This window comes from Microbacterium sp. LBN7 (assembly GCF_045690345.1).
Classification (GTDB): Bacteria; Actinomycetota; Actinomycetes; order Actinomycetales; family Microbacteriaceae; genus Microbacterium.
On the sequence record NZ_CP147856.1, the window covers coordinates 4,076,722 to 4,099,317 of the forward strand.

Below are 22,596 nucleotides of genomic sequence, written 5' to 3' on the forward strand. Positions count from 1 at the left end.
GGGCGCGGAAGCGGGCGGGCTGCGGTCAGTACGTGCGCAGCAGATCGGCCAGCACACGCTGGCCGAAGACAAGCGATTCTACGGGCACACGCTCGTCGACGCCGTGGAACATGCCCGTGAAGTCGAGGTCGGCCGGCAGCTTCAGCGGAGCGAACCCGTATCCCGTGATGCCGAGGTAGGCCAGCGCCTTGTTGTCGGTTCCGGCCCCCAGCAGATACGGGATCACGGGGACGCCGGGGTCGTGGCGGCCGATGCTCGCGACCATGGCCTCGACGAGCTCGCCCTCGAAGGGCGTCTCCATGCCGATGTCGCGCACGACCGTCTCGATGACGATCTCGTCGCCGACGATCTGCTGCAGCTCGGCCAGGACGTCGTCCTCGGTGCCGGGGATCACGCGCACGTCGATCAGCGCCTCGGCGCGCTCGGGGATCACGTTGTGCTTGTACCCCGCCGTCAGGGCCGTGGGGTTGGACGTGGTCCGGAAGGACGAGCGCAGGAAGGCCTCGGCGGGCCCGGCGGCGGCCGCGAGGGCATCCGGGTCCTCGGCGCTGCGGCCCGTCAGGGCGCTGAGACCCGCGAGGAGAGCCTCGGTCGTCGGTGTGAGGCGGAGAGGCCACCGTGTGCGTCCGATGGCGGCGACCGCCTCGGCGAGCTTCGTGACCGCGTTGTCGTCGTGCAGACGGCTGCCGTGCCCCGCACGCCCCTTGGCCACAAGGCGAATCCAGATGAGGGCCTTCTCCCCCACCTGCAGCAGATAGGCGCGGCGGTCGTCGACCGTGATCGAGTAGCCACCGACCTCGCTGATGGCCGTGGTGGCGCCTTCGAACCACTCCGGACGGTTCTGCACGACCAGGGCCGACCCCTCGACGCCGCCGTTCTCCTCGTCGGCGAAGAACGCCAGCACGAGATCGCGCTCCGGCCGCTCCCCCGCTCGCAGGATGTCGGCGACGGCCGTGAGGATCATCGCGTTCATGTTCTTCATGTCGACGGCACCTCGGCCCCACAGCATCCCGTCCTGCACGAGGCCGGCGAACGGATCGACGCTCCAGTCCTCGGCCATCGCGGGAACGACGTCCAGGTGACCGTGCACGACCAGGGCGGGCTTGCTGCTGTCGCGGCCCGGCACCCGCGCCATGACGTTGGTGCGGCGCGGGATCGGCTCGTAGTACTCGACCTCCAGCCCCAGAGCCTGGAGGTACGCGCCGACGTACTCCGCCGCCTCCCGCTCCCCCTTGGCGTTGCCGCCGCCGAAGTTCGACGTGTCGAACCGGATCAGGTCGCTCGCGATGCGGACGACCTCGGGCAGAGAGGGATCGGTCATGACTCCCAGGCTACCGAAACGGCGAGCCACGCCCGGGCGTACGGCTCGGTTCGAAGCGCGCCGGATTACGTGCTAATCTCATTCTTCGGTCGGCAACGATCATCCAAAACCTGCGCGGGTGGCGGAATGGTAGACGCGCTACGTTGAGGTCGTAGTGCCCGTAAGGGCGTGGGGGTTCAAGTCCCCCTCCGCGCACAGGTAAGAAGAAGGCCCCTGATCCACGGATCAGGGGCCTTCTTCGCATCCCGGGGACGGGCAGGACGGCGTCACACCGCCCCGACGCCGAACACGAGCCCGAGGATGTACGTGACCGCTGCGGCGCCGAAGCCGATCGCCAGCTGACGCAGCGCGCGGCGCAGCGGAGGACCGCCGGAGAGGACGCCGACCATGGCGCCCGTGCTCAGCAGGGCGATGCCCACGAGCACCAGGGCGAGGATGACGGCTGCGGCACCCTGCAGCCCGAAGATCCACGGCAGCACCGGGATGATCGCGCCGGATGCGAAGAGCAGGAAGCTCGAGATCGCGGCCGTCCAGTCGCTGCCGACGATCTCGTGGTCGCTCCCCGGCACGCGCACGGGCCCTGTCGCCGCGCGACGAGCGCCGGCTTTCGCTGCCTCGACGATGCGATGCGCACGGACCAGTGCCTCCTCCTGCTCCATGCCGCGTGCTCGGTAGACGAGCGCCAGCTCGTTCTCGTCGATGTCGAGATCGCCTGCGGCATCCGCTGCGTCCTCGTTGGCCTCGGTCGCGGCCAGCAGCTCGCGCTGGGACCGCACCGACACGAACTCCCCCGCACCCATCGAGAGCGCGCCGGCGAGCAGACCTGCGATTCCGCTGAAGAGCACGAATCCGGAGCTCACCCCGGTCGCGCCGATGCCGAGCACGAGGGCGAGATTGCTGACCAGGCCGTCGTTGGCGCCGAAGACCGCGGCACGGAACGAGCCGGACAGACGTCGACGTCCTCGAGCGGCAAGCCCACGCACCACCTCGTAGTGGATCTTCTCGTCGGCGCGCATCGCGGGAGTCGCGTACTGCTCGGAGTCGTACGGCGACCGGGCTTCCGCGCTCTGCGCGAGGGCGAGCACGAAGATCGAGCCGAAGCGACCCGCCATCCAGCCCAGGAGGCGGGAGCGGATGCCGGCATGCGGCAGGCGCTTCGGCTCACCGCCGAGAAGGTCGAGCCAGTGCTGCTCATGGCGCCGCTCGGCATCCGCGAGCCGGAGCAGGATCTCCTGCTCCTCTCCCGTGCGACGGGCGGCGAGCTTCTGGTACACCGCCCCCTCGGCGCGCTCCTCGACGAGGTAGCGCGCCCATCGGCGGTGATCAGCGGGTGTCGGCTCTGCGGCGGCAGGCGCTGTCATGGATCCTCCAGGCGTCACGAAGCCCGAGTGCGCGGGCAACCGTTCCACGCTAGCCGCGCCGGTGCGCGCGAACCCTGCTGAGACGAGGATTGCCAGCATTTCGGGGATCCGAACCCTTCGACAGGCTCAGGGACCGCCCTTCGACAGGCTCAGGGACCGCCCTCGACAGGCTCAGGGACCGCGGGGCGATCAGGAGCGGACGCGCTTGCGCAGCACGTCGATGCGCGACTGCAGCTGGGTCACCGTGGCCTGCGCGACGGCGGGGCCACCGCAGATGCGGCGGAGCTCGGCATGCACGGCGCCGTGGGGCTCCCCCTTCTGCCGCGCGTACAGCCCGACGAGGCTGTTCAGAAGCTGGCGCTGCTCTTTGAGCGTGCGGTGGAGAGGGGCGGGGAGCGTCGTCGTCTCGGTGGGGCCCGCAGCGGCCTCACGAGCCTCGCGCAGGCGGGACTGGCGGCTCTGACGCTGCATGAGGAGCTCGTGCACGTGCTCGGGCTCGAGGAGACCGGGGAACCCGATGAACTCCTCCTCCTCCGGGGTACCGGGCTCGGCGAGCTGACCGAACTCCTGGCCCTCGAACACCACGCGGTCGAAGTGGGCGACCGAGGAGAGCGCCTGGTAGCTGAACTCCTGGGCCAGAGCATCGGAGGCCTCGTCCTCGCGATTGGCGCTCTCGAGCAGGGAGTCCTCGAGCCCGTCGTCATCCTTCGACTGGCGGTCGAGAGCGTGGTCCCGCTCCTTGTCCATCTCGCCGGCGAGCCCCATGAGCACAGGGACCTGCGGAAGGAAGACGCTCGCCGCCTCACCCCGACGACGCGCTCGCACGAAGCGTCCGATGGCCTGGGCGAAGAAGAGCGGGGTCGACGATGAGGTGGCGTACACGCCGACGGCGAGCCGCGGCACGTCGACGCCCTCGGACACCATGCGCACCGCGACCATCCAGCGCTGGTCGCCGGCGCTGAACTTCTCGATGCGCTCCGACGCGGTCGCGTCGTCGGAGAGGACGACGGTCGGCTGCTGCCCGGTGATGCTGTGGAGGATCTTCGCGTAGGCGCGCGCCACGGTCTGATCCGTCGCGAGCACGAGACCGCCGGCATCCGGCACGTGGTGTCGGATCTCCGTGAGGCGCCGGTCCGCCGCCGACAGCACCGCCGGCATCCACTCCCCTTCGGGATCGAGCGCCGTGCGCCACGCCTGCGAGGTGACGTCCTTCGTGTTGTCCTGGCCGAGGTGGGTCTCGAGCTCGTCGCCCGACGTCGTCCGCCAGCGCATCTTGCCGGCGTACATGTGGAACAGCACCGGACGCACGACGCCGTCGGCGAGGGCTCGTCCGTAGCCGTAGTTGTAGTCGGTGCGGGAGATGCGCGCTCCGGACTCGTCGGGGTGGTACTCGACGAACGGGATGGGCGCGGTGTCGCTGCGGAACGGCGTCCCCGACAGCAGCAGCCGTCGCTTCGCCGGCCCGTACGCGTCGCGGATCGCGTCTCCCCAGCTGAGCGCGTCGCCACCGTGATGCACCTCGTCGAGGATCACGAGCGTCTTCGCGTCTTCGGTCAGGTGTCGATGCACCGACGACTTCGCCGCGACCTGCGCATACGTCACCACCGCGCCGTGATAGTGCCGCGCCGGCGCCCAGTCGCTGTTGCGGAACCGGGGGTCGAGGCGGATGTGCACGCGCGCGGCCGCGTCGGCCCACTGCGTCTTGAGGTGCTCGGTGGGAGCGACCACGATGATGCGGTTGACCTCACCCATGCGCATCATCTCGACGGCGAGGGTCAGGGCGAATGTCGTCTTGCCGGCGCCGGGTGTCGCGGCGACGAGGAAGTCGCGCTGGTCGGCTTCGAAGTACTGCTCCAGGGCCTCCTGCTGCCACGCCCGCAGCTTGTTCGCCGTTCCCCACGGGGCGCGCTGAGGAAAGGACGGAGAGAGCATCGAGTCCACGATAATCGCTCCCGCCGACACTGCGGCGCACGGGGCGCGACGCTCCCGTCACCCCTGCCGCGACGCGCCGTCGCCGGGTAGGCTCGTTCACTGCGCTGCGGCCACCGCCCGGCGCACCCGTTCGCGAAGGAGAGCTGGATGACCGACCAGGATTCGACTCGGACCCCCTACGTCCCCAACGAGAGCGTGCACCCCTGGCGACGGTTCGTGGCCGTGGGCGACTCGTTCACCGAGGGCATCGGCGACCCCGACCCGAGCGCACCGGGCGGCCACCGCGGCTGGGCCGATCGCGTCGCCGAGGTGCTCGGCCAGCAGGTCGACGACTTCGCCTACGCGAACCTCGCGGTTCGGGGGAAGCTCATCGCGCAGATCGTCGCCGACCAGATCGAACCCGCCGTCGCCCTGCACCCCGATCTCGTCTCCATCTGCGCCGGCGGGAACGACGTCATCCGTCCGGGAACCGATCCTGACGCGATCGCCGCGCAGTTGGAGGATGCCGTCGCGAGGCTATCCTCCACGGGCGCCGCGGTGCTCCTGTTCACCGGCATCGACACCGGATTCACCCCCGTATTCCGCGCGTTCCGCGGCAAGGTCGCGATCTACAACGAGAACGTGCGGGCAATCGCCGAGCGGCACGACTGCATCGTCGCGGACCAGTGGGCGCTCAAGGTCGTCCAGGACATGCGTTTCTTCGACGACGATCGTCTGCACTACAACGCGCTCGGCCACCACGAGGTCGCGCGCATGGCCCTGCGCGCACTGAACGTGCCGAACGAGCTCGAGTCCATGCAGCCCGAGCCTCTGCCGGTGCGGACATGGCGGGAGGCCCGCTCCGAGGACTTCGGCTGGGCGCGCGAGCACTTCGTGCCCTGGGTCCTTCGACGGCTGCGTCACCAGTCCTCCGGCGATCACGTCGCGGCGAAGCGTCCCGAGGCGGCGCCGATGATCCGGCTCGATCAGGACTGATCCGCGGGCGGACTCAGCGTCGCAGGGCCCAGAGCGCGACCGCCGCGGCGGAGGCGACGTTGAGCGAGTCCACTCCCCCGCTCATCGGGATCGTCACGACGTGATCGGCGCTGGCGATCGCGGTGCGGGAGAGGCCGTCGCCCTCGGCCCCCATCACGACGGCGACGCGCTCCGGATGGATGTCGACGTACGCGTCCAGTGTGATGGCGTCGTCTTCGAGTGCCAGGGCGGCGATATCGAAGCCTTCTGAATGCAGGTCCGTCACGGACTGCGCCCAGTCCGTCATCCGGGTCCAGGGCACCTGGAAGACCGTCCCCATGCTCACCCGCACGCTGCGGCGATACAGCGGGTCGGCGCCGCCGGGCGACACCAGCACGGCGTCGGCGCCCAGGCCGGCCGCCGCACGGAACGCGGCGCCGACGTTCGTGTGGTCGCCGATGTTCTCGAGGATCAGCACGAGACCGGCGCCCTGGATGACCTCGCGGACGGTCGGAAGCTGCGGGCGGTGCATCGACGCGATCGTCCCGCGGTGCACGGCGAACCCGGTGACCGCTTCGGCCACCTCATCCGGCACGACGTAGACCGGCACATCGAGGGCGCCGACGATGCCTCGGATGTCGTCGATCCGGCGCTCCTGCACGAGAACGGAACGGGGGCGATGGCCGGCCGCGACCGCGCGGGCGATGACCTTCGTCGACTCGGCGATGTACAGCCCGTCCGGCGGTTCCCGCAGCGCGCGGAGAGCCGTGTCGGTGAGACCCCGGTAGTCGTCGAGTCGGGGGTCTGCGGCGTCGGCCACGGAGATGAGTTCCACGAGAGCCACTCTGCCACCCGACGGACGACTCGCGGCACGACCGACCCCTGCGACACGTCGTAGACTCGCTCGGGGAGGTCCTGTGAGCGCATCGAGCACTGCCGAGCTGTCGGCGACACTCGCCCAGGCGGCCGGGCTGCTCCGGGGCAGGCGGATCGCTCTCCTGACCGGTGCGGGTATCTCCACGGACTCCGGCATCCCCGCCTATCGCGGCGAAGGCGCCAGGACCCGCAGCGATCCGATGACCATCCAGACGTACCTCGGCGACGAGGCGGCCCGGCGACGCTACTGGGTCGGCGGCCACCTCGGATGGCGCGCATTCGCACGCGCGACACCCAACCCGGGGCACGTCGCCCTCGCCGAACTGGAGTCCGCGGGAATCGTGTCGGGCGTCATCACGCAGAACGTCGATGGACTGCACCTGCGCGCCGGCAGCTCGCACGTCATCGAGGTGCACGGCACCATGCGTCGCGTGCTCTGCCTGCACTGCGGCCAGGTCTTCGACCGCCGCGACGTGGCGGTGCAGATCGAGGAGCTGAATCCCTGGATCACGGTGCCCGAGAACGTCGCGCTCGCCCCCGATGGCGACGTGCTCCCGGAGAGCACGGAGGGCTTCGTCATCCCGACCTGCACCGTGTGCGATGGGATGCTGAAGCCCGATGTCGTCTTCTTCGGCGAGTACGTGCCGCAGGATCGCTTCCGCGCAGCGGAGTCCCTGCTGCGCTCCAGCTCGGCGCTCATCGTGGCGGGCTCCTCGCTCGTGGTGAACTCCGGCGTCCGCCTCATCGAACGCGCGCGCCGCCGCAGCATCCCTCTGATCATCGTCAATCGCGAGCCGACTCGCGCGGACGCCTGGGCCGATCTCACGATCGCCGCCGGCACCAGCGACGTGCTCCCCGCCCTTCAGGAACTTCTCTCGTGACCTTCATCACCCTCATCCGCCACGGCCAGACGGACTGGAATCTCGCCCGACGCATCCAGGGCTCGACCGACATCCCGCTGAACGAGAAGGGGCGCGCCGACGCGCACCGCGCGGCCGGTCATCTCGCCGCGACGCCGCACCACGCGATCTACTCGAGCCCGCTGCTCCGGGCGAAGGAGACGGCCGAGATCATCGCCGCAGAGCTCGGTCTGGAGTTCGCCGGGGTCGTCCCCGACGTGCGAGAGCGCGAGTTCGGCGAGGGCGAGGGGATGCTGGTCTCCGAGTACATCTCGACGTACGGCGACTGGCACGCCGAGGTTCCTGGCGCGGAGTCCCTGCACGAGGTCGGCGTGCGAGCCATCGCCGCCCTCCACGCGATCGCGCGCGAGTCGCGGCGCAGGTCTGCCCCACGGGCCGAATCCGTGCTGGTGGTGGCGCACGGCGGCGTCATCCGCTCGGTGATCGATCAGGTCTCCGGCGGCACGCTGCCGCGAGAGGGAGAGGTCATCGCGAACGGCTCGGCGCACCGCTTCGAGGCGTCTCCGGGTTCCCTCCGGCTCCTCGAGGAGTCGCTGGTCATCTGATCAGCGGACGCGGCCCACGACGGACCGCGCGTGCCGCAGCACGGGCTCGTCCACCATCCGGCCCTCGAAGCGGAAGACACCGCGTTCGCTCTCCGCGGCGAGCAGGACTGCGCTCGCCCACGCGACGGTCGCCTCATCCGGGAGGTACGCCGCGCGGATCACGGCGACCTGGCTCGGATGGATGCACGCCGTGGCACGGAACCCGGAGGCCGCGGCATCCGTCGCCTCCTCCTCGAGGCCCTGCACGTCGTCGATGTCGATGTACACCGCGTCGATCGCCGCCTTGCCGTGCGCGCCCGACTCGAGGAGCACGCGCGAGCGGGCGTAGCGGGCGATCTCGCGGTAGGCGCCGCCCGCCGTGCGAGAGGAAGTGCCGCCGAGCGAGGCCACGAGGTCCTCCGCCCCCCACATCATCGCCGAGACGAGCGGATGCGCGGCGATCTCGGCGGCCGCGTGGATGCCGAGAGCCGTCTCGCACAGCGCGACGAGCGAGAACCGGTCGTCGAACGCGGACAGACCGTCGGCGCCCTCGGTCTTCGCCACCATGACGGTGCGGAAGTCGGTCTGCTCGAGAGCCTCGAGGTCGGCGGCGAAGTGCTCGCTGTTCGGTGCATTCACCCGCACGATCACACGATCGGGATCGATCGCGGCGCTGATCAGGTTGGTGCGCGCCGCCGCCTTCGCGTCAGGGAGCACGGCATCCTCGAGGTCGAGGATCACCGCGTCCGCCCGTTCCAACGCCCTGCCGAAGCGCTCGGGGCGGTCGGCGGGGCAGAACAGCAGCGCCGGGCCCAGGTCGAACGTCGTCATGCGGACGCCTCCGGCCGGCAGTGCACGAGGGCGCTTCTCGTGGCCGTGGCGACCACGGTGCCGTCCTGATTGCGTCCGGTGTGCGCGATCTGCACGATGCCCTGCCCCGGTCGTGACGACGACAGCCGCTTGTCGACGATCACGCTCTCGGTGTAGAGCGTGTCGCCCGCGAACAGCGGATGAGGGAACGTGATGTCGCCGAAGCCGAGCTGAGCCACCAGCGTGCCCTGCGTCAGCTGAGCGACGGATGCGCCGACCATCGTCGACAGCGTCCACATGGAATTCATCAGCCGTGCGTGGAACGGAGCCTGGGCGTCGGCGAACGCCGCATCGAGGTGCAGCGCCTGCGTGTTCATGGTCAGCGTCGTGAAGAGCACGTTGTCGGCCTCGGTCGCCGTGCGTCCCGGTCGGTGCAGATACCGGGCGTCCGTCACGAACTCCTCGTAGTAGAGGCCGCGTTGGATGATGTCCTCTGGCATGTCGCCCACGCTACCCGGCGAGGCCGAGCCCGCGGGCGATGACGAGGAGCTGCACCTCGGTGGTGCCCTCGCCGATCTCGAGGATCTTCGAGTCGCGGTAGTGCCGTGCCACGGGGAACTCGTTCATGAATCCGTTCCCGCCGAAGATCTGGGTGGCGTCCCTGGCGTTGTCCATCGCGGCTTCGCCCGCGACGAGCTTGGCGATCGCGGCGGCCTCGGCGAACGGCTTGTCAGCGTCGCGCAGTCGCGCCGCATGATGCCAGGCGAGTCGTGCCGTGTGCACCCGCGCACGCATCCGTGCCAGCGTGAACTGCGCGTTCTGACGAGTGCTCAGCGCGCTGCCGAAGATCGTGCGGCTCTTCGCGTAGTCGATCGCGGCTTCCAGGCACCCTTCCGCGGCACCCGTGGACAGAGCGGCGATCGCGATGCGCCCCTCGTCGAGGATGCTGAGGAAGTTCTTGAATCCGCGTCCGCGCTCGCCCAGCAGGTTCGCCACCGGGACGCGGGCACCCTGGAAGCTCAGCGGGTGCGTGTCGGACGCGTTCCAGCCGACCTTGTCATAGGGCGGCTCGACGGTGAACCCTGGCGTGCCGTTGGGAACGATGATCGTCGAGACCTCCTTGCGGCCGTTCTCGACGCCGGTGACCGCGGTCACGGTCACGAACCGCGTGATCGGCGTGCCGGAGTTCGTGATGAACTGCTTGGAGCCCTCGATCACCCATTCGTCGCCCTCCAGCCGGGCCGTGGTGCGCGTCGCCCCCGCGTCGCTGCCGGCTTCCGGCTCGGTGAGACCGAAGCCCGCGAGAGCACGACCGGCGAGGAGGTCGGGAAGCAGCTCCTGGCGCTGCTCCTCGGTGCCGAAGCGGAAGATCGGCATGGCGCCGAGGCTGACCCCCGCCTCGAGCGTGATGGCGATGGACTGGTCGACCCGGCCGAGCGCTTCGATCGCGATGCCGAGTGCCATGTAGTCGCCGCCCTGGCCGCCGTACTCCTCGGGGAACGGCAGGCCGAACAAGCCGAGGTCGCCCATCTGCGCCACGACGTCCATCGACAGGGTGTGCGTGCGGTCCGCCTCGTACGACTGGGGCGCGACGACGGTCTCGGCGAACTCGCGCACCATGGCGGCGAGCTCGCGCTCCTCTTCGGACAGGTCTTCCATCTTCAGCTCTCTTCCGTCGTCACTCGCGCGACCGGCTGGTCGCGTCGAACCTGATCGCCCACGGCGACCAGCAGCTGCACCACGCCGTCGTGCGGCGCGAGCACGGGGTGCTCCATCTTCATCGCCTCGATGGCGATCAGCGGGGTGCCCGCGGAGACGGACGCGCCGTCCTCCACGTGCACGGCGACGACGCTCCCCGGCATCGGCGCGCGCGCCTCCGGCTCGGTCGCCGCAGCGCCACGATCGTGCGCGGCGTGCCGACGTCGCATCCGCTGACGTCGGTCGAGAGGACGCAGACGAGCGGTCCTGCCGTCTTCCGAGACCCAGACGGCTCCATCGGCATCGACAGCAGCACGTGCCGTCGTCCCGGGTGTCACGTCGTCGCCGACCGGCACCTCGATGAGCTCGTCGTCGTCGGTGAGCAGCGCGAAGGGCGCGTGCGCCGCAGGTCCCGCCCCCAGACGCCAGCCGGGGAGCTCGCGCCAGAGCGCGCTCGTCCTGACGGGCTCCGTCGCCGTCGGTGCCACGGCACGGGCGGCCGAGAGCATCGCCGCCGACGGCGCCTCCGCGCTCACCGGCAGCAGCGTGTCGATGAGCCCGGTGTCGAGATCGCCGGCGATGACGCGGGCGTCGTTGCAGAGCTGACGCAGGAACGCGATGTTCGTGTCGACGCCCAGCACTACCGTCTTCGCCAGCGCCTCGTCGAGGCGTCGCAGTGCCGTCGTGCGGTCCTCGGCGAACGCGATGATCTTCGCGATCATGGGGTCGTAGAACCCCGTCACCTCGCTGCCGGTCTCGATCGCCGCGTCCACGCGGACGCCCGTGGGCGGGTCGAAGAGCAGCACGGTCCCCGTCGAGGGAAGGAAGCCGCGTTCCGGAGATTCCGCGTACACGCGCGCTTCGACGGCGTGACCGCTGATCGTCGGCGTGACATCCAGCGGCAGACCGGCGGCGGCGCGCAGCTGCAGCGCGACCAGGTCGAGCCCGGTGACCTCCTCGGTGACCGGATGCTCCACCTGCAGCCGCGTGTTCATCTCGATGAAGAAGACGTCCTCCGGCGAATCCGCGTCGACGAGGAACTCGACGGTCCCGGCACCGACGTAGGACACGCTCTCGCCGGCGTGGACGGCGGCGGAGAGGAGTCGCTCCCTCGTCTCCGCCGGGATCCCGGCCGAGGGCGCCTCTTCGATCACCTTCTGGTGTCGGCGCTGCAGCGTGCACTCGCGCTCGCCGAGCGCGACCACGGTTCCGTGGGCATCTCCGAAGACCTGCACCTCGATGTGCCGAGGGCGCCGGATCAGTCGCTCGAGGATCAGGGAGTCGTCGCCGAACGCGGCTGCCGCGACGCGTCGAGCCGACGCCAGCGCGCCGCCGAGGCCGGCCGCATCCGCGACGACCTCCATGCCCTTCCCGCCCCCACCTGCGCTGGGCTTGACCAGCAGCGGGAAGCCGACGCGGTGCGCCTCCTCTGCGATCTCGCCGTCGGAGAGCCCTCTGGCGTCGAAGCCCGGCACGACCGGCACGCCGTAGCGCATGACGTGGTCGCGCGCCCGCGCCTTGTCTCCCATGATCTGCAGGGCCTCGACGGACGGTCCGATGAAGACGATCCCGCTCTCCGCACAGGCTTCCGCGAGGCCCACGCTCTCCGAGAGGAAGCCGTAGCCGGGATGGATGGCCTGGGCACCCGTGGCACGAGCCGCGGCGATGACGGCATCGATGTCGAGATAGGACTCCGCGGCCGGCGCCGGTCCGATGCGCACAGCGGCGTCCGCCTCGCGGACATGCGGCGCGTCGGCATCGGCGTCGCTGTAGACCGCGACGCTGCGGATGCCGAGATCACGCAGCGTGCGGATCACGCGGCGCGCGATCTCTCCACGGTTCGCGACGAGGACGGTGTCGTAGTACATGGCACTCACATCCGGAAGACGCCGAAGCGCGGTTCGGGCAGCGGACTGCGGGCGACGACGTCGAGGGCGAGGCCCAGGAGGTCACGGGTCTGTGCCGGGTCGACGATGCCGTCGTCCCAGATGCGGGCGGTCGCGTAGTACGGCTCGCCCTGTTGCTCGTACTGCTCGCGGATCGGCGCCTCGAACGACGCCCGGTCCTCGGGGGTCCATTCGTCGCCGCGCGCGGAGAGCTGATCCTCCTTGACGGTCGCGAGGACGGATGCCGCCTGTGCGCCGCCCATGACCGAGATGCGGCTGGCCGGCCACGTCCACAGGAAGCGCGGCGAGTAGGCGCGACCGCACATGGAGTAGTTGCCGGCACCGAAGGATCCGCCGATGATGACCGTGAGCTTGGGGACGCGGGTGCTGGCGACGGCGGTGACCATCTTGGCCCCGTCCTTCGCGATGCCGCCGGCCTCGGCATCCGATCCGACCATGAATCCGGTGATGTTCTGCAGGAAGATCAGCGGGATGCCGCGCTGGTCGCACAGTTCGATGAAGTGCGCGCCCTTGAGTGCGGACTCGCTGAACAGCACGCCGTTGTTGGCGACGATCCCGATCGGATGCCCGTGCAGCCGGGCGAAGCCGGTCACCAGGGTCGTGCCGTACTCGGCCTTGAACTCGCGGAAGCTGTCGCCGTCGACCAGCCGGGAGATGACCTCGCGGACGTCGTACGCCGCGTTCACGTCGACGGGGACGACGTCGTAGAGGGAGGACAGCTCGGACGGCGGCCGGCTGTCGTGCACCTCCCAGGCGGGTGCCTGCGACGGGGGCAGCGTGGCGACGATGTCACGAAGGATCTCGAGAGCGTGCTCGTCGTCCTCCGCGAGATGGTCGACGACGCCGCTGCGGCGGGCGTGCAGCTCCCCGCCGCCCAGCTCCTCCGCCGTCACGATCTCGCCGATCGCGGCCTTCACGAGGGGCGGACCGCCGAGGAAGATCGTGCCCTGACCGCGGACGATGACCGTCTCATCGCTCATCGCGGGGACGTAGGCGCCGCCTGCCGTGCAGGAGCCGAGGACGGCGGCGAGCTGCGGGATCCGCTCCGCGGACATCCGCGCCTGGTTGAAGAAGATCCGCCCGAAGTGCTCGCGGTCGGGGAACACCTCGTCCTGCTTCGGCAGGAATGCGCCGCCCGAATCGACGAGGTAGAGGCACGGCAGCCGGTTCTCGAGGGCGATCTCCTGGGCGCGGAGGTGCTTCTTCACCGTCAGGGGGAAGTACGTGCCGCCTTTGACCGTCGCGTCGTTGCAGACCACCATCACGTGACGGCCGTGGACGAGCCCGATCCCCGCGATGACGCCGGCGCCCGGCGCCTCTCCCCCGTACAGTCCGTCGGCCGCGAGCGGGGCGACCTCGAGGAACGGGCTGCCCTCGTCGAGGAGCCGCGCCACGCGGTCCCGCGGGAGCAGCTTCCCTCGCGCCAGATGACGTTCGCGCGAGGCCTCGGGGCCTCCGCGCGCCGCCGTCGCAAGGCGCTCCCGCAGCTCGTCGGCGAGCGACTCCTGGGTTGCCGGCATCGTGATGTCCTCCTCGACCCACGTCGCGCCCGTCGATGACCCTGGCGCGGTGCATGCATTCTCGGTTAGTGTTCACTAACCCGTTGATTCAGGTTAGCGAGGATTAACTGAGATGACAAGCCCGGTCACCGCCCGAGACCGCGCCAAGGCCGAGCGCTCCGACGCGATCCTTCACGCCGCCGCTCGGCTCTTCGCCGAGCGCGGCTACACCGGCGTGAGCCTCGAGGACATCGGTGCCGCGGTCGGCGTGTCAGGACCGGCGGTCTATCGCCATTTCGCCGGCAAGCAGGCGCTGCTCGGGGCGGTCCTGGTGAAGGTCAGCCAGTACCTGATCCACGGCGGCCAGCGGGTCGCGGACGGCGCGGAGACACCCGATGAGCGGATGCAGACGCTGATCCGCTTCCACGTGGACTTCGCGCTCGGGAACGCCGAGGTGATCCAGGTGCAGGATCGCGATGTCGCCCACCTCTCCGAGACGGATCGGGCCGAGGTCCGACGACTCCAGCGCGCCTACATCGAACTCTGGATGGACGTGCTGGAGCCGCTCCATCCCACCCGCGACGACTCCCCCGCTCACCGGGATGAGCTCCGGCTCCGCGTGCAGGCCTGCTTCGGCCTGATCAACTCGACGCCGCACAGCACTCGTGCCGCCGCGCGGCGGCATGCCGCCACCGCGAGCGTTCTCGTCGCGATGGCGGATGCCGCTCTGCGAGCCGCTATCTGAAGAGCATCGCGCGGCCGGGCTCCTGAAGGACGTCGGCGACGTCCTTCAGGAATCGCGCACCCTCCGCCCCGTCGACCAGCCGGTGGTCGAACGAAAGGCTGAGCGTCATCACCTGACGCAGCGCGATCTCACCGCGGTACTCCCACGGCTGCCGGCGCACCGCACCGACGGCGAGGATGCCGGACTGACCCGGCGGGAGGATGGGCGTACCCGCGTCCACGCCGAACACGCCGATGTTGGAGATCGAGAACGTGCCGCCGGCGAGCTCCGCGGGTGACGTCTTGCCCGCGCGTGCCGTCTCGGCGAGAGCCTTCAGCGCCCCCGCCAGTCCCGTGAGGCTCAGCTGATCCGCGTCACGGATGTTCGGGACGATGAGGCCGCGATCCGTCGCTGCCGCGATGCCGAGGTCGACGAAGTTGTACTGGACGATCTCGCCCGCCGGCTCGTCCCAGCGCGAGTTGAGGCCCGGTGCACGGCCGAGCGCGAGGCAGACCGCCTTCGCGATGACCGCGAGCGGGCCGATGCGATGCTCGGCGAGAGACCGGTCTTCGCGGAGACTCGACAGGAGGTCCATGGTCGCCGTCACGTCGACCGTGTGGAAGACGGTGACGTGCGGCGCGGTGAAGGCGCTCTGCACCATGGCGGCCGCGGTGTGCTTGCGGACGCCGCGGATGGGGATGCGGGTCTCGCGCTCCTCGTGCTGCGCCGTCGCGAACAGCGCGGCGGGCGTGACAGGCGCGGCATCGACGGGCGACGCTGTCGCGGTGGTCGGGGCGGGGACTGCTCCGACACGCTCGGCGTAGGCGTCGACATCGTTGCGGGTGATCAGCCGATCCCCCACCTCTGCCGCGACCAGGACCAGATCGATGCCGAGACGCTTGGCGTGCGCACGGACAGGCGGCGTGGACCGAGGGCGCTCGATCACCGCGCGGGGGCTCGCCGTGGGTGTGGCGTCATGTGGCGCCGCCTCGAGGACGGCGGTGTCCGAGACCGCCGCGGCTGCGCTCGCGCGACGCGCGCGACGAGCAGGACGACCCGCCGTCGTCGGCGCCGCGCCGTAGCCGACGAGGTTCGGCTGCGCCTTCTCCCCCGGGTCGTCCGTCGGGATCGGGTCTTCCTCACCCTCCACGTCGAAGTCGATCAGCGGGGCGCCGACGGCGACCGTCTCGCCGGCTCCCGCGTGCAGGGTCGCGACCGTGCCCTCGTAGGGCGACGGCAGCTCGACGATGGCCTTGGCCGTCTCGACCTCTGCGAGAGTCTGATTCAGAGCGACCACGTCTCCCGGCGCGACGAGCCACTGCACGACCTCTGCCTCGGTGAGACCTTCACCGAGGTCCGGCAGGCGGAACTCCGCATTCATGCGTCTGCTCCCGTCAGGCTGTTGGGTCGGTCCAGCACGCGATCCACCGCGTCGAGGAGCCGATCGAGATCCGGCAGGTGGTACTTCTCGAGCTTCGCGGGCGGATAGGGGATGTCGTGCCCGGTGACGCGCAGAGGCGCGGACTCGAGGTATTCGAAGCAGCGCTCGGTGATGCTGGCGATCACCTCGGCGGCGACCCCCGCTTCGCGCGAGGCCTCGTGTGCGACCACGACCCGTCCGGTCTTGCGCACCGACGCGGCGACCGAGTCGTAGTCGATCGGAGACAGCGAGCGCAGGTCGATGACCTCGAGCGAGATCCCCTCGTCCTCGGCGGCGTCGGCCGCCTGGAGGGCCGTGGACACCATGGCCCCGTATGTGATGAGCGTGGCATCGGTACCGGTCCGCATGACACGGGCGAGCCCCATCGGCGACGCATCGGCGAGAGGCGCCGCGAGGTCGACCTCGCCCTTGTGGTGGTACAGCCGCTTGGGTTCGAAGAAGATCACGGGGTCATCGCTGGCGATGGCCTGACGCAGGCTGCGGTAGGCGTCCTCCGGGTTGGAGACGGCGACGACGCGGAGCCCGGCGGTGTGCACGAAATACGCCTCCGGCGATTCCGAGTGGTGCTCGGCCGCGCCGATCCCGCCCGCCCACGGGATCCGGATCGTGATCGGCATCTTCGCACGGCCCTGCGTGCGGTAGTGGAGCTTCGCGACCTGCGCGACGATCTGGTCGAAAGCCGGGTACACGAAGCCGTCGAACTGGATCTCGACGACCGGACGGTAGCCGCGGAACGCGAGCCCGACGGCCATGCCGACGATGCCCGACTCCGCGAGCGGTGTGTCGATCACGCGGGAGGCGCCGAACTCGTCCAGCAGTCCGTCGGTGATGCGGAACACGCCGCCGAGCTTGCCGATGTCCTCGCCCAGGAGGACCACCTTCTCGTCGTCGCGCATGGCCTGGCGGAGTCCTGCTCCGAGGGCCTTGCCGAGGGTCATCTCCGTCATGGTCACGCCTCGACTTCGAACGACGCGAGGTACGCGGCGTACTCGTCGCGCTGGCGCTCGAGTCCGGTGTGGGGCTCGGCGTACACGCCGTCGAACACGGCGAGCGGCGGCCGGGTGACCATGCCGAGGCACGCGGCGCGCATGTCCTTGGCGACCGCGTCAGCGGCGGCCTGGGTCTCGGCGACGTGGGTGTCGGTGAGTTCGCCGGCGTTTCGCAGATGCTGCTCGAGGCGTGCGATGGGATCGCGGCGGCGCCAGGATTCCAGTTCCGCGTCGTCACGGTAGCGCGTGGGGTCGTCCGCGGTCGTGTGCGGGCCCATCCGATAGGTCACGGCCTCGATGTACGCAGGCCCCTTGCCGGAGCGCGCGTGGTCGAGCGCCCAGCGCATCGCGGCCATGCACGCGAGCACGTCGTTGCCGTCGACGCGCAGGCTCGGGATGCCGAAGCCCGGCGCACGTCCCGCGATCGGGAACTGGGACTGCACCGCCACCGGCTCGGAGATCGCCCAGTGGTTGTTCTGGCAGACGAAGACGACGGGCGCCTGGTACGAGGAGGCGAAGATCATCGCCTCATTGACGTCTCCCTGGCTCGTCGCGCCGTCGCCGAAGTACGTCACAGCGACTTCGTCTGCACCCTCGTGACGGATGCCCAGGGCGTAGCCCACGGCGTGCAGCGTCTGCGCACCGATGATGATCTGCAACGGAGCGACGCGAAGAGTCTCCGGATCGTGTCCCGCGCCCTCCTCGCCGCGCCACATGCGGACGTAGTCGCCGGGCTGCGCCCCGCGGGCGTAGATGACGCCGGTCTCGCGGTAGCTGGGGAAGACGTAGTCCTGCGGGGCCAGGGCCCGCGCTGTGCCGATCTGCGTCGCCTCCTGCCCCTGGCACGGGGCCCAGAGACCGAGCTGCCCCTGGCGCTGGAGGGCGACGCCCTCCGCGTCGATGCGCCGGAGGATCACCATGTCACGATGCAGGGCGCGCAGCTGCTCGGCATCCACGTCGGCCACGAAGGCGTCCAGTCGGGGGTTCGCGATGCGCGATCCGTCCGGAGCCAGGATGCGCTCGGAGAGCTCCAGATCCTGGGCGGTGTCAGCGATGGGCGTGATCTGCGGTGACATCATCGTCCTCCAAGTCCTCAGCGGCCCTCGTGGGGTGCTCGCGGCGGCACCGGCGACATCACCGGCCTGCTTTGAGGCTACGTCCGCTCAACACCTCGCTCAAGCAATTGCAATGCGCTTGAGCATGTTGCTCAATTTCGGCGATCCGCGTCCTGCTAAGGTTTGGCACTATGTCTGGACTGGACCGCATCGATCTCGAACTCCTCGCCGCTCTGGCGGCCGATCCGCGCATCACGGTCGTCGCGCTCGCAGAGAACCTCAAGCTCTCGCGCAACACGATCCAGGCCCGGATGGCACGCCTCGAGCAGACGGGGGTCTTCCTCTCGTACGAGCGATCCTTCTCCCCCGATGTGCTCGGCTTCCCGCTGCAGGCGTTCGTCAACATCGGCGTCCGGCAGCCCGAGCTGCCTCGGATCATCAACGAGCTCGCGCGCATCCCCGAGATCGTCCAGGCTCACGGGCTGAGCGGTTCGATCGATCTTCTCGCTCGCGTCGCCTGCCGTGACGCCAGGCACCTGTTCGACACCGACGCCCGGATCCTGTCGATCGAAGGCGTCGAGAGGACCGAGACCTCGCTCGCGATGGGCGAGGTGATCCCGTTCCGGGTCGCCGGACTCATCGGCCTCGCGAGACGGGAATCCTGAGGAACCGACGAACCGCCCCGGCGGCCTCCGCCGGCGTCTCGTAGTGGATGAGATGCCCGACGTGGGCGATCTCGACCAGAGTGGCGTCGTCGAAGAGCGCGGCGAGCGTCCGCTCGGCCTCGATAGGGGTGATGTCGTCGCGCTCGGCGGCGACCAGGAGCGTCGGGACGTCGATGTCCGAGGCGAACTCCCGGACGTCGTGCGACACGCTCGCGACGAACGCGTCGCGCAGCACGTCCCGATCGGAGAACCGTGAGAAGTACGTGTCGTGCTGGTCGTGGATGAAGCGTCGGAGCGATGCGTCCTTCGTCTTCGCCATCGTGATGCTCATCACCCGCACGATGACCCGGTTCCGCAGCAGCGCCGTCCCGAGCCGCTCCGGTAGACGCGCCCCGAGTGCGTAGTACAGCACAGCCAGCCGCGTCATGAGCCCCTTGGGCCCCTCCAGCGCGGGGGCGCCGATCGGGTTGAGCAGGATCATCCGCGGCGTCGCGAGGCCGCCGGCGACCGCGGCGGCCGTGACGATCGACCCGAAGGAGTGGCCGAGGATGACGGCTCCCGGCGCGACGGCCGCGGTGAAGTCGGTGAGCCAGGCCGCGTACTCGTCGAGGTCGTGCGTGCGTCCGGGAAGGGGCGCGGACTCGCCGAACCCCGGGAGATCCGGCGCGATCACCCTGACCTCGGGGAGGTAGGCGAGCACGGGCTCGAGGCCGTGATGCTCACCGCGGAAGCCGTGCACCGCCACGACCGTGGTCTCGGCATCCGTCGGACCGTACTCCCAGTACGCGGTGACGCCGCCGCGAACGGGGACCTCGTGTCGCTGCACCGGCAGTCGGCGGAGTCGGTCGGCGTAGGGAGAAGGCACCGTCATGCTCCGAGTCTACGAGCCGCAGTGCGCCTTCTCCTGAATGTCCGACGGCGGCTCTACGGTGAGGGCATGTCACCCGGTCCTGCGCTTCCCGCCTGGCTCACCCGCGTCGCGGTGTTCGACCTCGAGACGACCGGCATCGACGTCGCTTCCGACCGTGTGGTCAGCGCGCACGTGGGGGTCCTCGACGCCGAGGGCCGTCAGATCGCGGCGCGCACCTGGCTCGCCGATCCCGGCATCGCGATCCCGGACGGCGCGACGGCGGTGCACGGCATCACGACCGGATACGCGCGCGAGCACGGTCGGCCGGCGCCCGAGGTGATCGCCGAGGTCACGGCCGCCCTGCGTTCCCTCCTCGGGCAGGGGGTTCCTGTCGTCGCCTACAACGCCGCCTACGACTTCTCCCTGCTCGCCCACGAAGCCACCAGGCACGGGATCGAGCCGCTCGTCGACCCCGCCCCCGTCATCGATCCGTTCGTCATCGACAAGGCCTACGACCGGTACCGCCGCGGCAAGCGAACCCTCGAGGTCGTCGCCGAGCACTACGCGGTCCCTCTCGACGATGCACATGAGGCGTCGGCCGACGCGATCGCCGCCGGCCGCGTGGCTCAGGCGCTGGCACGCCAGTTCTCCCTCCCTCCGACGCTCACCGAGCTCCACACCCGTCAGATCGGCTGGGCTCGATCGCAGGCTGCAAGCCTCACGGAGTACTTCATCAGCGTCGGGCGTCTCGAGCCGGAACAGCGCCTCAACGGCGCCTGGCCCGTGCGCACGTCGCCGCCCACGACAGACTGACCGCCAGCCGCGACTTCTCCCGACGCCGTCGATTCGACTACTCTCCACAATGGCGCCCATGTCGTGCAGTGCGAGGAGGAAGCAGGCGATGCGGTTCACGTCCAGGAACGTCGATGACGTGGAGTCCACATGGCAGCAGTTCGTGCCGTCCGCGGCGCTGCAGAAGGTGGACCCTGAGCGGTTCCGTTTCGACTGGCGATCCGCCGATCTCGGGAGCGCGACGCTCGTTCGATACGACCTCGCGGCTCAGGTCCGCTCCGCCGCCGAACCGCACGACCAGCTCCTGGTGTGTCGCGTCGACTCCCCCGACGTCCACGTCTGGTCGGAAGGCCGGACACTCGACGCCCGCCTGCCCTGGTTGACCGACGGCGCTCAGGTTCACGCGCAGTGGAGCCGTTCGGCGCGCGTCAGGGCGCTCGTGTTCGACCGCGAGGCGGCGCAGGAACGCGCCAGGCAGTTGACAGGCGACGACGGCATCGAGTTGCGCGCCCTCGGCCTCGCCCCCCGCTCGGCAGCCGCGGCAGCGCAGTGGGAGCGGATGTTCCATTACCTCGACTCCTCCCTGGGAGACGAGCCCGGCGACGACCGCATCCTCCTGTCCGAGTTCGAGCGGCACGCGCTCATGATGACGCTGTCCACGTTCCCCACGACACTGGCGGAGTCGATGCGTCGGCCCCCGCAGCGCTCCGGTGCGCCGGTGACGGTGCGGCGCGCGCTCTCCTACATCGAGGAGAACGCGCATCTGCCGATCACCGTCGATGACGTCGCGAACGCGTCCTTCATCTCGACGAGAGGCCTCCAGTACGCGTTCCGTCGCGCCCTGGACATCACTCCGACCGACGCCCTGCGACGCGCGCGTCTCGACGGTGCTCGCCGGGATCTCGAACGGGGCGAGGGCGTGTCCGTCCGGGCGATCGCTCGACGCTGGGGCTTCAGCCATCCGTCTCGTTTCACGGCGGCGTACCGTGAGGCCTACGGCGAGACCCCTGCCGTGATCGCCGATTCCGCCCGCCGCGTGACACCAGGCGAAGATTCTGTTCGTCCGTGACGGCGGGTTCCGGACTGCGGCGAATCGGGGCTCATCCGTTCGATTAGAGTTCAACCATCCCCGGACCGCCGTTCGGTCGGAAACGCCGTCCCCCGAGGAGTTCCATGACCCACGCGCCCGTCGTCTCCCGAGACGCCTGCTGACCATGGGAAGCCTGTACTACGGCGACGCCCAGGACCCGATCCAGATCGAGGACCGCGCGCTCGCCCACCTGAAGGTCGTCATCGCGACGAAGCTGCGGCGCAATGAGAGCTTCACGCTGTCGTGGCGGCACCCCGAGGGCGACGCGCCGGGTCGATCGACGCTCTGGCTGCACCCCTCCATCCCGCTGCGCTTCGTCTTCCAGGAGCCGGAGACGCCGGAGCTCAGCCGCAGCTGGATCGAGGATCTCGCGCACTCCGCGAACTCCAGCGGGGGCATGATGCTCGTCGACGAGCATCTCGAGAGCGCCGCGTCCGACTGACGACATCACGAACGGTAGGGCGGGCGGGACTTGAACCCGCGATCGTTGGGTTATGAGCCCACTGCCTTAACCAGCTTGGCCACCGCCCCGTACGCGCTCCAGCCTAGCGGCCGGTCCGGGTCACACCGGAGACGCGGCGGCGTGCGTCTGCAGGTGGCCCAGGTAGATCTCGGCGTTCGCGACCAACCCGGCACGCTCCTCCTCGCTGAGCGACCGGCGCACCTTCGCGGGGACGCCGGCGACGAGGGACCCCGCCGGGATCTCCGTGCCGCCGAGCACGACGGCGCCCCCCGCGATCAGGCATCCCTCGCCGATCACAGCACCGCTGAGGATCACCGACCCCATTCCGATGAGCGAGCCGTCGCCGATGGTGCAGCCGTGCACGACCGCGTTGTGTCCGATCGACACCTTCGATCCCACGACCACGGGGTGGCCGGCATCCACGTGCACCGACACGTTGTCCTGCACATTGCTGCCCGGCCCGATGACGATCCCGGCGGAGTCACCGCGGAGCACCGCGTTGTACCAGACGCTGGCGCCGGCCGCGAGGGCGACGTCGCCGACGACGCGCGCGCCGGCCGCGACGAACGCGGAGGCGTCGATCGACGGCGTGCTGTTCGGCAGAGCGAGAACGGAGGCGTCTGAGGCGATGGTCATGAGGTGAGACTACCCTCACTTCCGCGGAATCACGCGGAAGTGAGCCGAGCCTCAGCTTGCTTGCGGAATGTCTGAGCGTGAGTAGCGTT

22 protein-coding genes and 2 tRNA genes are annotated in these 22,596 nt (G+C 70.0%); 9 read left to right on the forward strand and 15 right to left on the reverse strand.

From position 1 onward, the window contains the following. Positions 1–25: 25 nt before the first annotated feature. Positions 26–1,321 carry a M20/M25/M40 family metallo-hydrolase gene (locus LBN7_RS19815; RefSeq protein ID WP_116634993.1) on the reverse strand — a complete coding sequence of 432 codons (1,296 nt, stop codon included), beginning with the start codon at positions 1,319–1,321 and terminating at the stop codon, positions 26–28. A 112-nt stretch (positions 1,322–1,433) separates the two neighbouring features. On the opposite strand from LBN7_RS19815, the gene LBN7_RS19820 reads away from it, so the two are divergent. Beyond that, positions 1,434–1,516: transfer RNA gene (locus LBN7_RS19820), tRNA-Leu, on the forward strand. 71 nt (positions 1,517–1,587) lie between these two features. On the opposite strand, the gene LBN7_RS19825 is transcribed toward LBN7_RS19820, so the two are convergent. Further along, on the reverse strand, positions 1,588–2,682 hold the full coding sequence (locus LBN7_RS19825) for a VIT1/CCC1 family protein (RefSeq protein WP_116634994.1): 1,095 nt from the start codon (positions 2,680–2,682) through the stop codon (positions 1,588–1,590). Between the two features lie 189 nt (positions 2,683–2,871). Further along, complete coding sequence (locus LBN7_RS19830; protein WP_341945431.1) at positions 2,872–4,614, reverse strand: DEAD/DEAH box helicase; 1,743 nt, start codon at positions 4,612–4,614, stop codon at positions 2,872–2,874. Positions 4,615–4,761: 147 nt separating this feature from the next. On the opposite strand from LBN7_RS19830, the gene LBN7_RS19835 reads away from it, so the two are divergent. Then, the gene (locus tag LBN7_RS19835; protein WP_407360585.1) at positions 4,762–5,589 is read left to right on the forward strand and encodes an SGNH/GDSL hydrolase family protein; all 828 of its coding nucleotides are present in this window, start codon (positions 4,762–4,764) and stop codon (positions 5,587–5,589) included. A gap of 13 nt (positions 5,590–5,602) precedes the next feature. Here LBN7_RS19835 and LBN7_RS19840 read toward each other — a convergent pair whose 3' ends face one another. Next, positions 5,603–6,403 carry a TrmH family RNA methyltransferase gene (locus LBN7_RS19840; RefSeq protein WP_407360586.1) on the reverse strand — a complete coding sequence of 267 codons (801 nt, stop codon included), beginning with the start codon at positions 6,401–6,403 and terminating at the stop codon, positions 5,603–5,605. Between the two features lie 82 nt (positions 6,404–6,485). Here LBN7_RS19840 and LBN7_RS19845 point away from each other — a divergent pair, with 82 nt between their 5' ends. Further along, on the forward strand, positions 6,486–7,325 hold the full coding sequence (locus LBN7_RS19845) for a Sir2 family NAD-dependent protein deacetylase (RefSeq protein WP_341945436.1): 840 nt from the start codon (positions 6,486–6,488) through the stop codon (positions 7,323–7,325). Then, positions 7,322–7,909 (forward strand): histidine phosphatase family protein, encoded by a 588-nt coding sequence (locus LBN7_RS19850; protein ID WP_407360587.1) that lies wholly within the window; start codon positions 7,322–7,324, stop codon positions 7,907–7,909. The genes LBN7_RS19845 and LBN7_RS19850 overlap by 4 nt, the downstream gene beginning before the upstream one ends. Here LBN7_RS19850 and LBN7_RS19855 read toward each other — a convergent pair whose 3' ends face one another. From LBN7_RS19855 to LBN7_RS19875, 5 genes are read right to left on the reverse strand one after another with little or no spacing between them, the layout of a single operon-like run. After that, complete coding sequence (locus tag LBN7_RS19855) at positions 7,910–8,719, reverse strand: HpcH/HpaI aldolase/citrate lyase family protein (protein ID WP_407360588.1); 810 nt, start codon at positions 8,717–8,719, stop codon at positions 7,910–7,912. Further along, on the reverse strand, positions 8,716–9,198 hold the full coding sequence (locus LBN7_RS19860) for a MaoC family dehydratase (protein ID WP_116634999.1): 483 nt from the start codon (positions 9,196–9,198) through the stop codon (positions 8,716–8,718). The genes LBN7_RS19855 and LBN7_RS19860 overlap by 4 nt, the downstream gene beginning before the upstream one ends. A gap of 10 nt (positions 9,199–9,208) precedes the next feature. Next, positions 9,209–10,357, reverse strand: coding sequence for an acyl-CoA dehydrogenase family protein (locus LBN7_RS19865; RefSeq protein ID WP_407360589.1), 1,149 nt, complete (start codon positions 10,355–10,357; stop codon positions 9,209–9,211). A gap of 2 nt (positions 10,358–10,359) precedes the next feature. Continuing rightward, positions 10,360–12,264 (reverse strand): biotin carboxylase N-terminal domain-containing protein, encoded by a 1,905-nt coding sequence (locus LBN7_RS19870; protein WP_407360590.1) that lies wholly within the window; start codon positions 12,262–12,264, stop codon positions 10,360–10,362. 5 nt (positions 12,265–12,269) lie between these two features. Then, positions 12,270–13,823 carry a carboxyl transferase domain-containing protein gene (locus LBN7_RS19875; protein WP_407360591.1) on the reverse strand — a complete coding sequence of 518 codons (1,554 nt, stop codon included), beginning with the start codon at positions 13,821–13,823 and terminating at the stop codon, positions 12,270–12,272. A gap of 112 nt (positions 13,824–13,935) precedes the next feature. On the opposite strand from LBN7_RS19875, the gene LBN7_RS19880 reads away from it, so the two are divergent. Beyond that, entirely contained in the window at positions 13,936–14,547 is a 612-nt protein-coding gene (locus LBN7_RS19880; RefSeq protein ID WP_116635003.1) for a TetR/AcrR family transcriptional regulator, read from the forward strand. On the opposite strand, the gene LBN7_RS19885 is transcribed toward LBN7_RS19880, so the two are convergent. Genes LBN7_RS19885 through pdhA form a run of 3 tightly spaced genes read right to left on the reverse strand, consistent with a single transcriptional unit; the run spans position 14,540 to position 18,032 of the window. Further along, on the reverse strand, positions 14,540–15,907 hold the full coding sequence (locus LBN7_RS19885; RefSeq protein WP_407360592.1) for a dihydrolipoamide acetyltransferase family protein: 1,368 nt from the start codon (positions 15,905–15,907) through the stop codon (positions 14,540–14,542). The genes LBN7_RS19880 and LBN7_RS19885 overlap by 8 nt on opposite strands. After that, complete coding sequence (locus LBN7_RS19890; protein ID WP_116635005.1) at positions 15,904–16,914, reverse strand: alpha-ketoacid dehydrogenase subunit beta; 1,011 nt, start codon at positions 16,912–16,914, stop codon at positions 15,904–15,906. The genes LBN7_RS19885 and LBN7_RS19890 overlap by 4 nt, the downstream gene beginning before the upstream one ends. Before the next feature lie 2 nt (positions 16,915–16,916). Continuing rightward, positions 16,917–18,032, reverse strand: a complete 1,116-nt coding sequence (pdhA, locus tag LBN7_RS19895) for a pyruvate dehydrogenase (acetyl-transferring) E1 component subunit alpha (protein WP_407361737.1) — start codon at positions 18,030–18,032, stop codon at positions 16,917–16,919. 170 nt (positions 18,033–18,202) lie between these two features. Here pdhA and LBN7_RS19900 point away from each other — a divergent pair, with 170 nt between their 5' ends. Continuing rightward, positions 18,203–18,676, forward strand: coding sequence for an Lrp/AsnC family transcriptional regulator (locus LBN7_RS19900; protein WP_116635006.1), 474 nt, complete (start codon positions 18,203–18,205; stop codon positions 18,674–18,676). On the opposite strand, the gene LBN7_RS19905 is transcribed toward LBN7_RS19900, so the two are convergent. Continuing rightward, the gene (locus LBN7_RS19905; protein ID WP_116635007.1) at positions 18,648–19,547 is read right to left on the reverse strand and encodes an alpha/beta fold hydrolase; all 900 of its coding nucleotides are present in this window, start codon (positions 19,545–19,547) and stop codon (positions 18,648–18,650) included. The genes LBN7_RS19900 and LBN7_RS19905 overlap by 29 nt on opposite strands. 66 nt (positions 19,548–19,613) lie before the next feature. Here LBN7_RS19905 and LBN7_RS19910 point away from each other — a divergent pair, with 66 nt between their 5' ends. From LBN7_RS19910 to LBN7_RS19920, 3 genes are all read left to right on the forward strand, one after another. Next, positions 19,614–20,339, forward strand: coding sequence for a 3'-5' exonuclease (locus LBN7_RS19910; protein WP_407360593.1), 726 nt, complete (start codon positions 19,614–19,616; stop codon positions 20,337–20,339). A gap of 88 nt (positions 20,340–20,427) precedes the next feature. After that, positions 20,428–21,387 carry a helix-turn-helix transcriptional regulator gene (locus tag LBN7_RS19915; RefSeq protein ID WP_407360594.1) on the forward strand — a complete coding sequence of 320 codons (960 nt, stop codon included), beginning with the start codon at positions 20,428–20,430 and terminating at the stop codon, positions 21,385–21,387. A 145-nt stretch (positions 21,388–21,532) separates the two neighbouring features. Beyond that, on the forward strand, positions 21,533–21,850 hold the full coding sequence (locus LBN7_RS19920) for a hypothetical protein (RefSeq protein ID WP_116635009.1): 318 nt from the start codon (positions 21,533–21,535) through the stop codon (positions 21,848–21,850). A gap of 15 nt (positions 21,851–21,865) precedes the next feature. Here LBN7_RS19920 and LBN7_RS19925 read toward each other — a convergent pair. Together LBN7_RS19925 and LBN7_RS19930 are read right to left on the reverse strand one after the other, a co-directional pair. Beyond that, positions 21,866–21,939 (reverse strand) — tRNA-Ile (locus LBN7_RS19925). A gap of 31 nt (positions 21,940–21,970) precedes the next feature. Further along, on the reverse strand, positions 21,971–22,507 hold the full coding sequence (locus LBN7_RS19930; protein ID WP_341945448.1) for a gamma carbonic anhydrase family protein: 537 nt from the start codon (positions 22,505–22,507) through the stop codon (positions 21,971–21,973). Between the last annotated feature and the right edge of the window lie 89 nt (positions 22,508–22,596).

Bases quoted from the DNA above. Each gene is read 5' to 3' on its own strand.
- LBN7_RS19815 (WP_116634993.1), bottom strand. From the start codon at position 1,321: ATGACCGATCCCTCTCTGCCCGAGGTCGTCCGCATCGCGAGCGACCTG.
- LBN7_RS19825 (WP_116634994.1), bottom strand. From the start codon at position 2,682: ATGACAGCGCCTGCCGCCGCAGAGCCGACACCCGCTGATCACCGCCGA.
- LBN7_RS19830 (WP_341945431.1), bottom strand. From the start codon at position 4,614: ATGCTCTCTCCGTCCTTTCCTCAGCGCGCCCCGTGGGGAACGGCGAAC.
- LBN7_RS19835 (WP_407360585.1), top strand. From the start codon at position 4,762: ATGACCGACCAGGATTCGACTCGGACCCCCTACGTCCCCAACGAGAGC.
- LBN7_RS19855 (WP_407360588.1), bottom strand. From the start codon at position 8,719: ATGACGACGTTCGACCTGGGCCCGGCGCTGCTGTTCTGCCCCGCCGAC.
- LBN7_RS19860 (WP_116634999.1), bottom strand. From the start codon at position 9,198: ATGCCAGAGGACATCATCCAACGCGGCCTCTACTACGAGGAGTTCGTG.
- LBN7_RS19865 (WP_407360589.1), bottom strand. From the start codon at position 10,357: ATGGAAGACCTGTCCGAAGAGGAGCGCGAGCTCGCCGCCATGGTGCGC.
- LBN7_RS19870 (WP_407360590.1), bottom strand. From the start codon at position 12,264: ATGTACTACGACACCGTCCTCGTCGCGAACCGTGGAGAGATCGCGCGC.
- LBN7_RS19875 (WP_407360591.1), bottom strand. From the start codon at position 13,823: ATGCCGGCAACCCAGGAGTCGCTCGCCGACGAGCTGCGGGAGCGCCTT.
- LBN7_RS19880 (WP_116635003.1), top strand. From the start codon at position 13,936: ATGACAAGCCCGGTCACCGCCCGAGACCGCGCCAAGGCCGAGCGCTCC.
- LBN7_RS19885 (WP_407360592.1), bottom strand. From the start codon at position 15,907: ATGAATGCGGAGTTCCGCCTGCCGGACCTCGGTGAAGGTCTCACCGAG.
- LBN7_RS19890 (WP_116635005.1), bottom strand. From the start codon at position 16,914: ATGACGGAGATGACCCTCGGCAAGGCCCTCGGAGCAGGACTCCGCCAG.
- pdhA (WP_407361737.1), bottom strand. From the start codon at position 18,032: ATGTCACCGCAGATCACGCCCATCGCTGACACCGCCCAGGATCTGGAG.
- LBN7_RS19900 (WP_116635006.1), top strand. From the start codon at position 18,203: ATGTCTGGACTGGACCGCATCGATCTCGAACTCCTCGCCGCTCTGGCG.
- LBN7_RS19905 (WP_116635007.1), bottom strand. From the start codon at position 19,547: ATGACGGTGCCTTCTCCCTACGCCGACCGACTCCGCCGACTGCCGGTG.
- LBN7_RS19910 (WP_407360593.1), top strand. From the start codon at position 19,614: ATGTCACCCGGTCCTGCGCTTCCCGCCTGGCTCACCCGCGTCGCGGTG.
- LBN7_RS19915 (WP_407360594.1), top strand. From the start codon at position 20,428: ATGCGGTTCACGTCCAGGAACGTCGATGACGTGGAGTCCACATGGCAG.
- LBN7_RS19920 (WP_116635009.1), top strand. From the start codon at position 21,533: ATGGGAAGCCTGTACTACGGCGACGCCCAGGACCCGATCCAGATCGAG.
- LBN7_RS19930 (WP_341945448.1), bottom strand. From the start codon at position 22,507: ATGACCATCGCCTCAGACGCCTCCGTTCTCGCTCTGCCGAACAGCACG.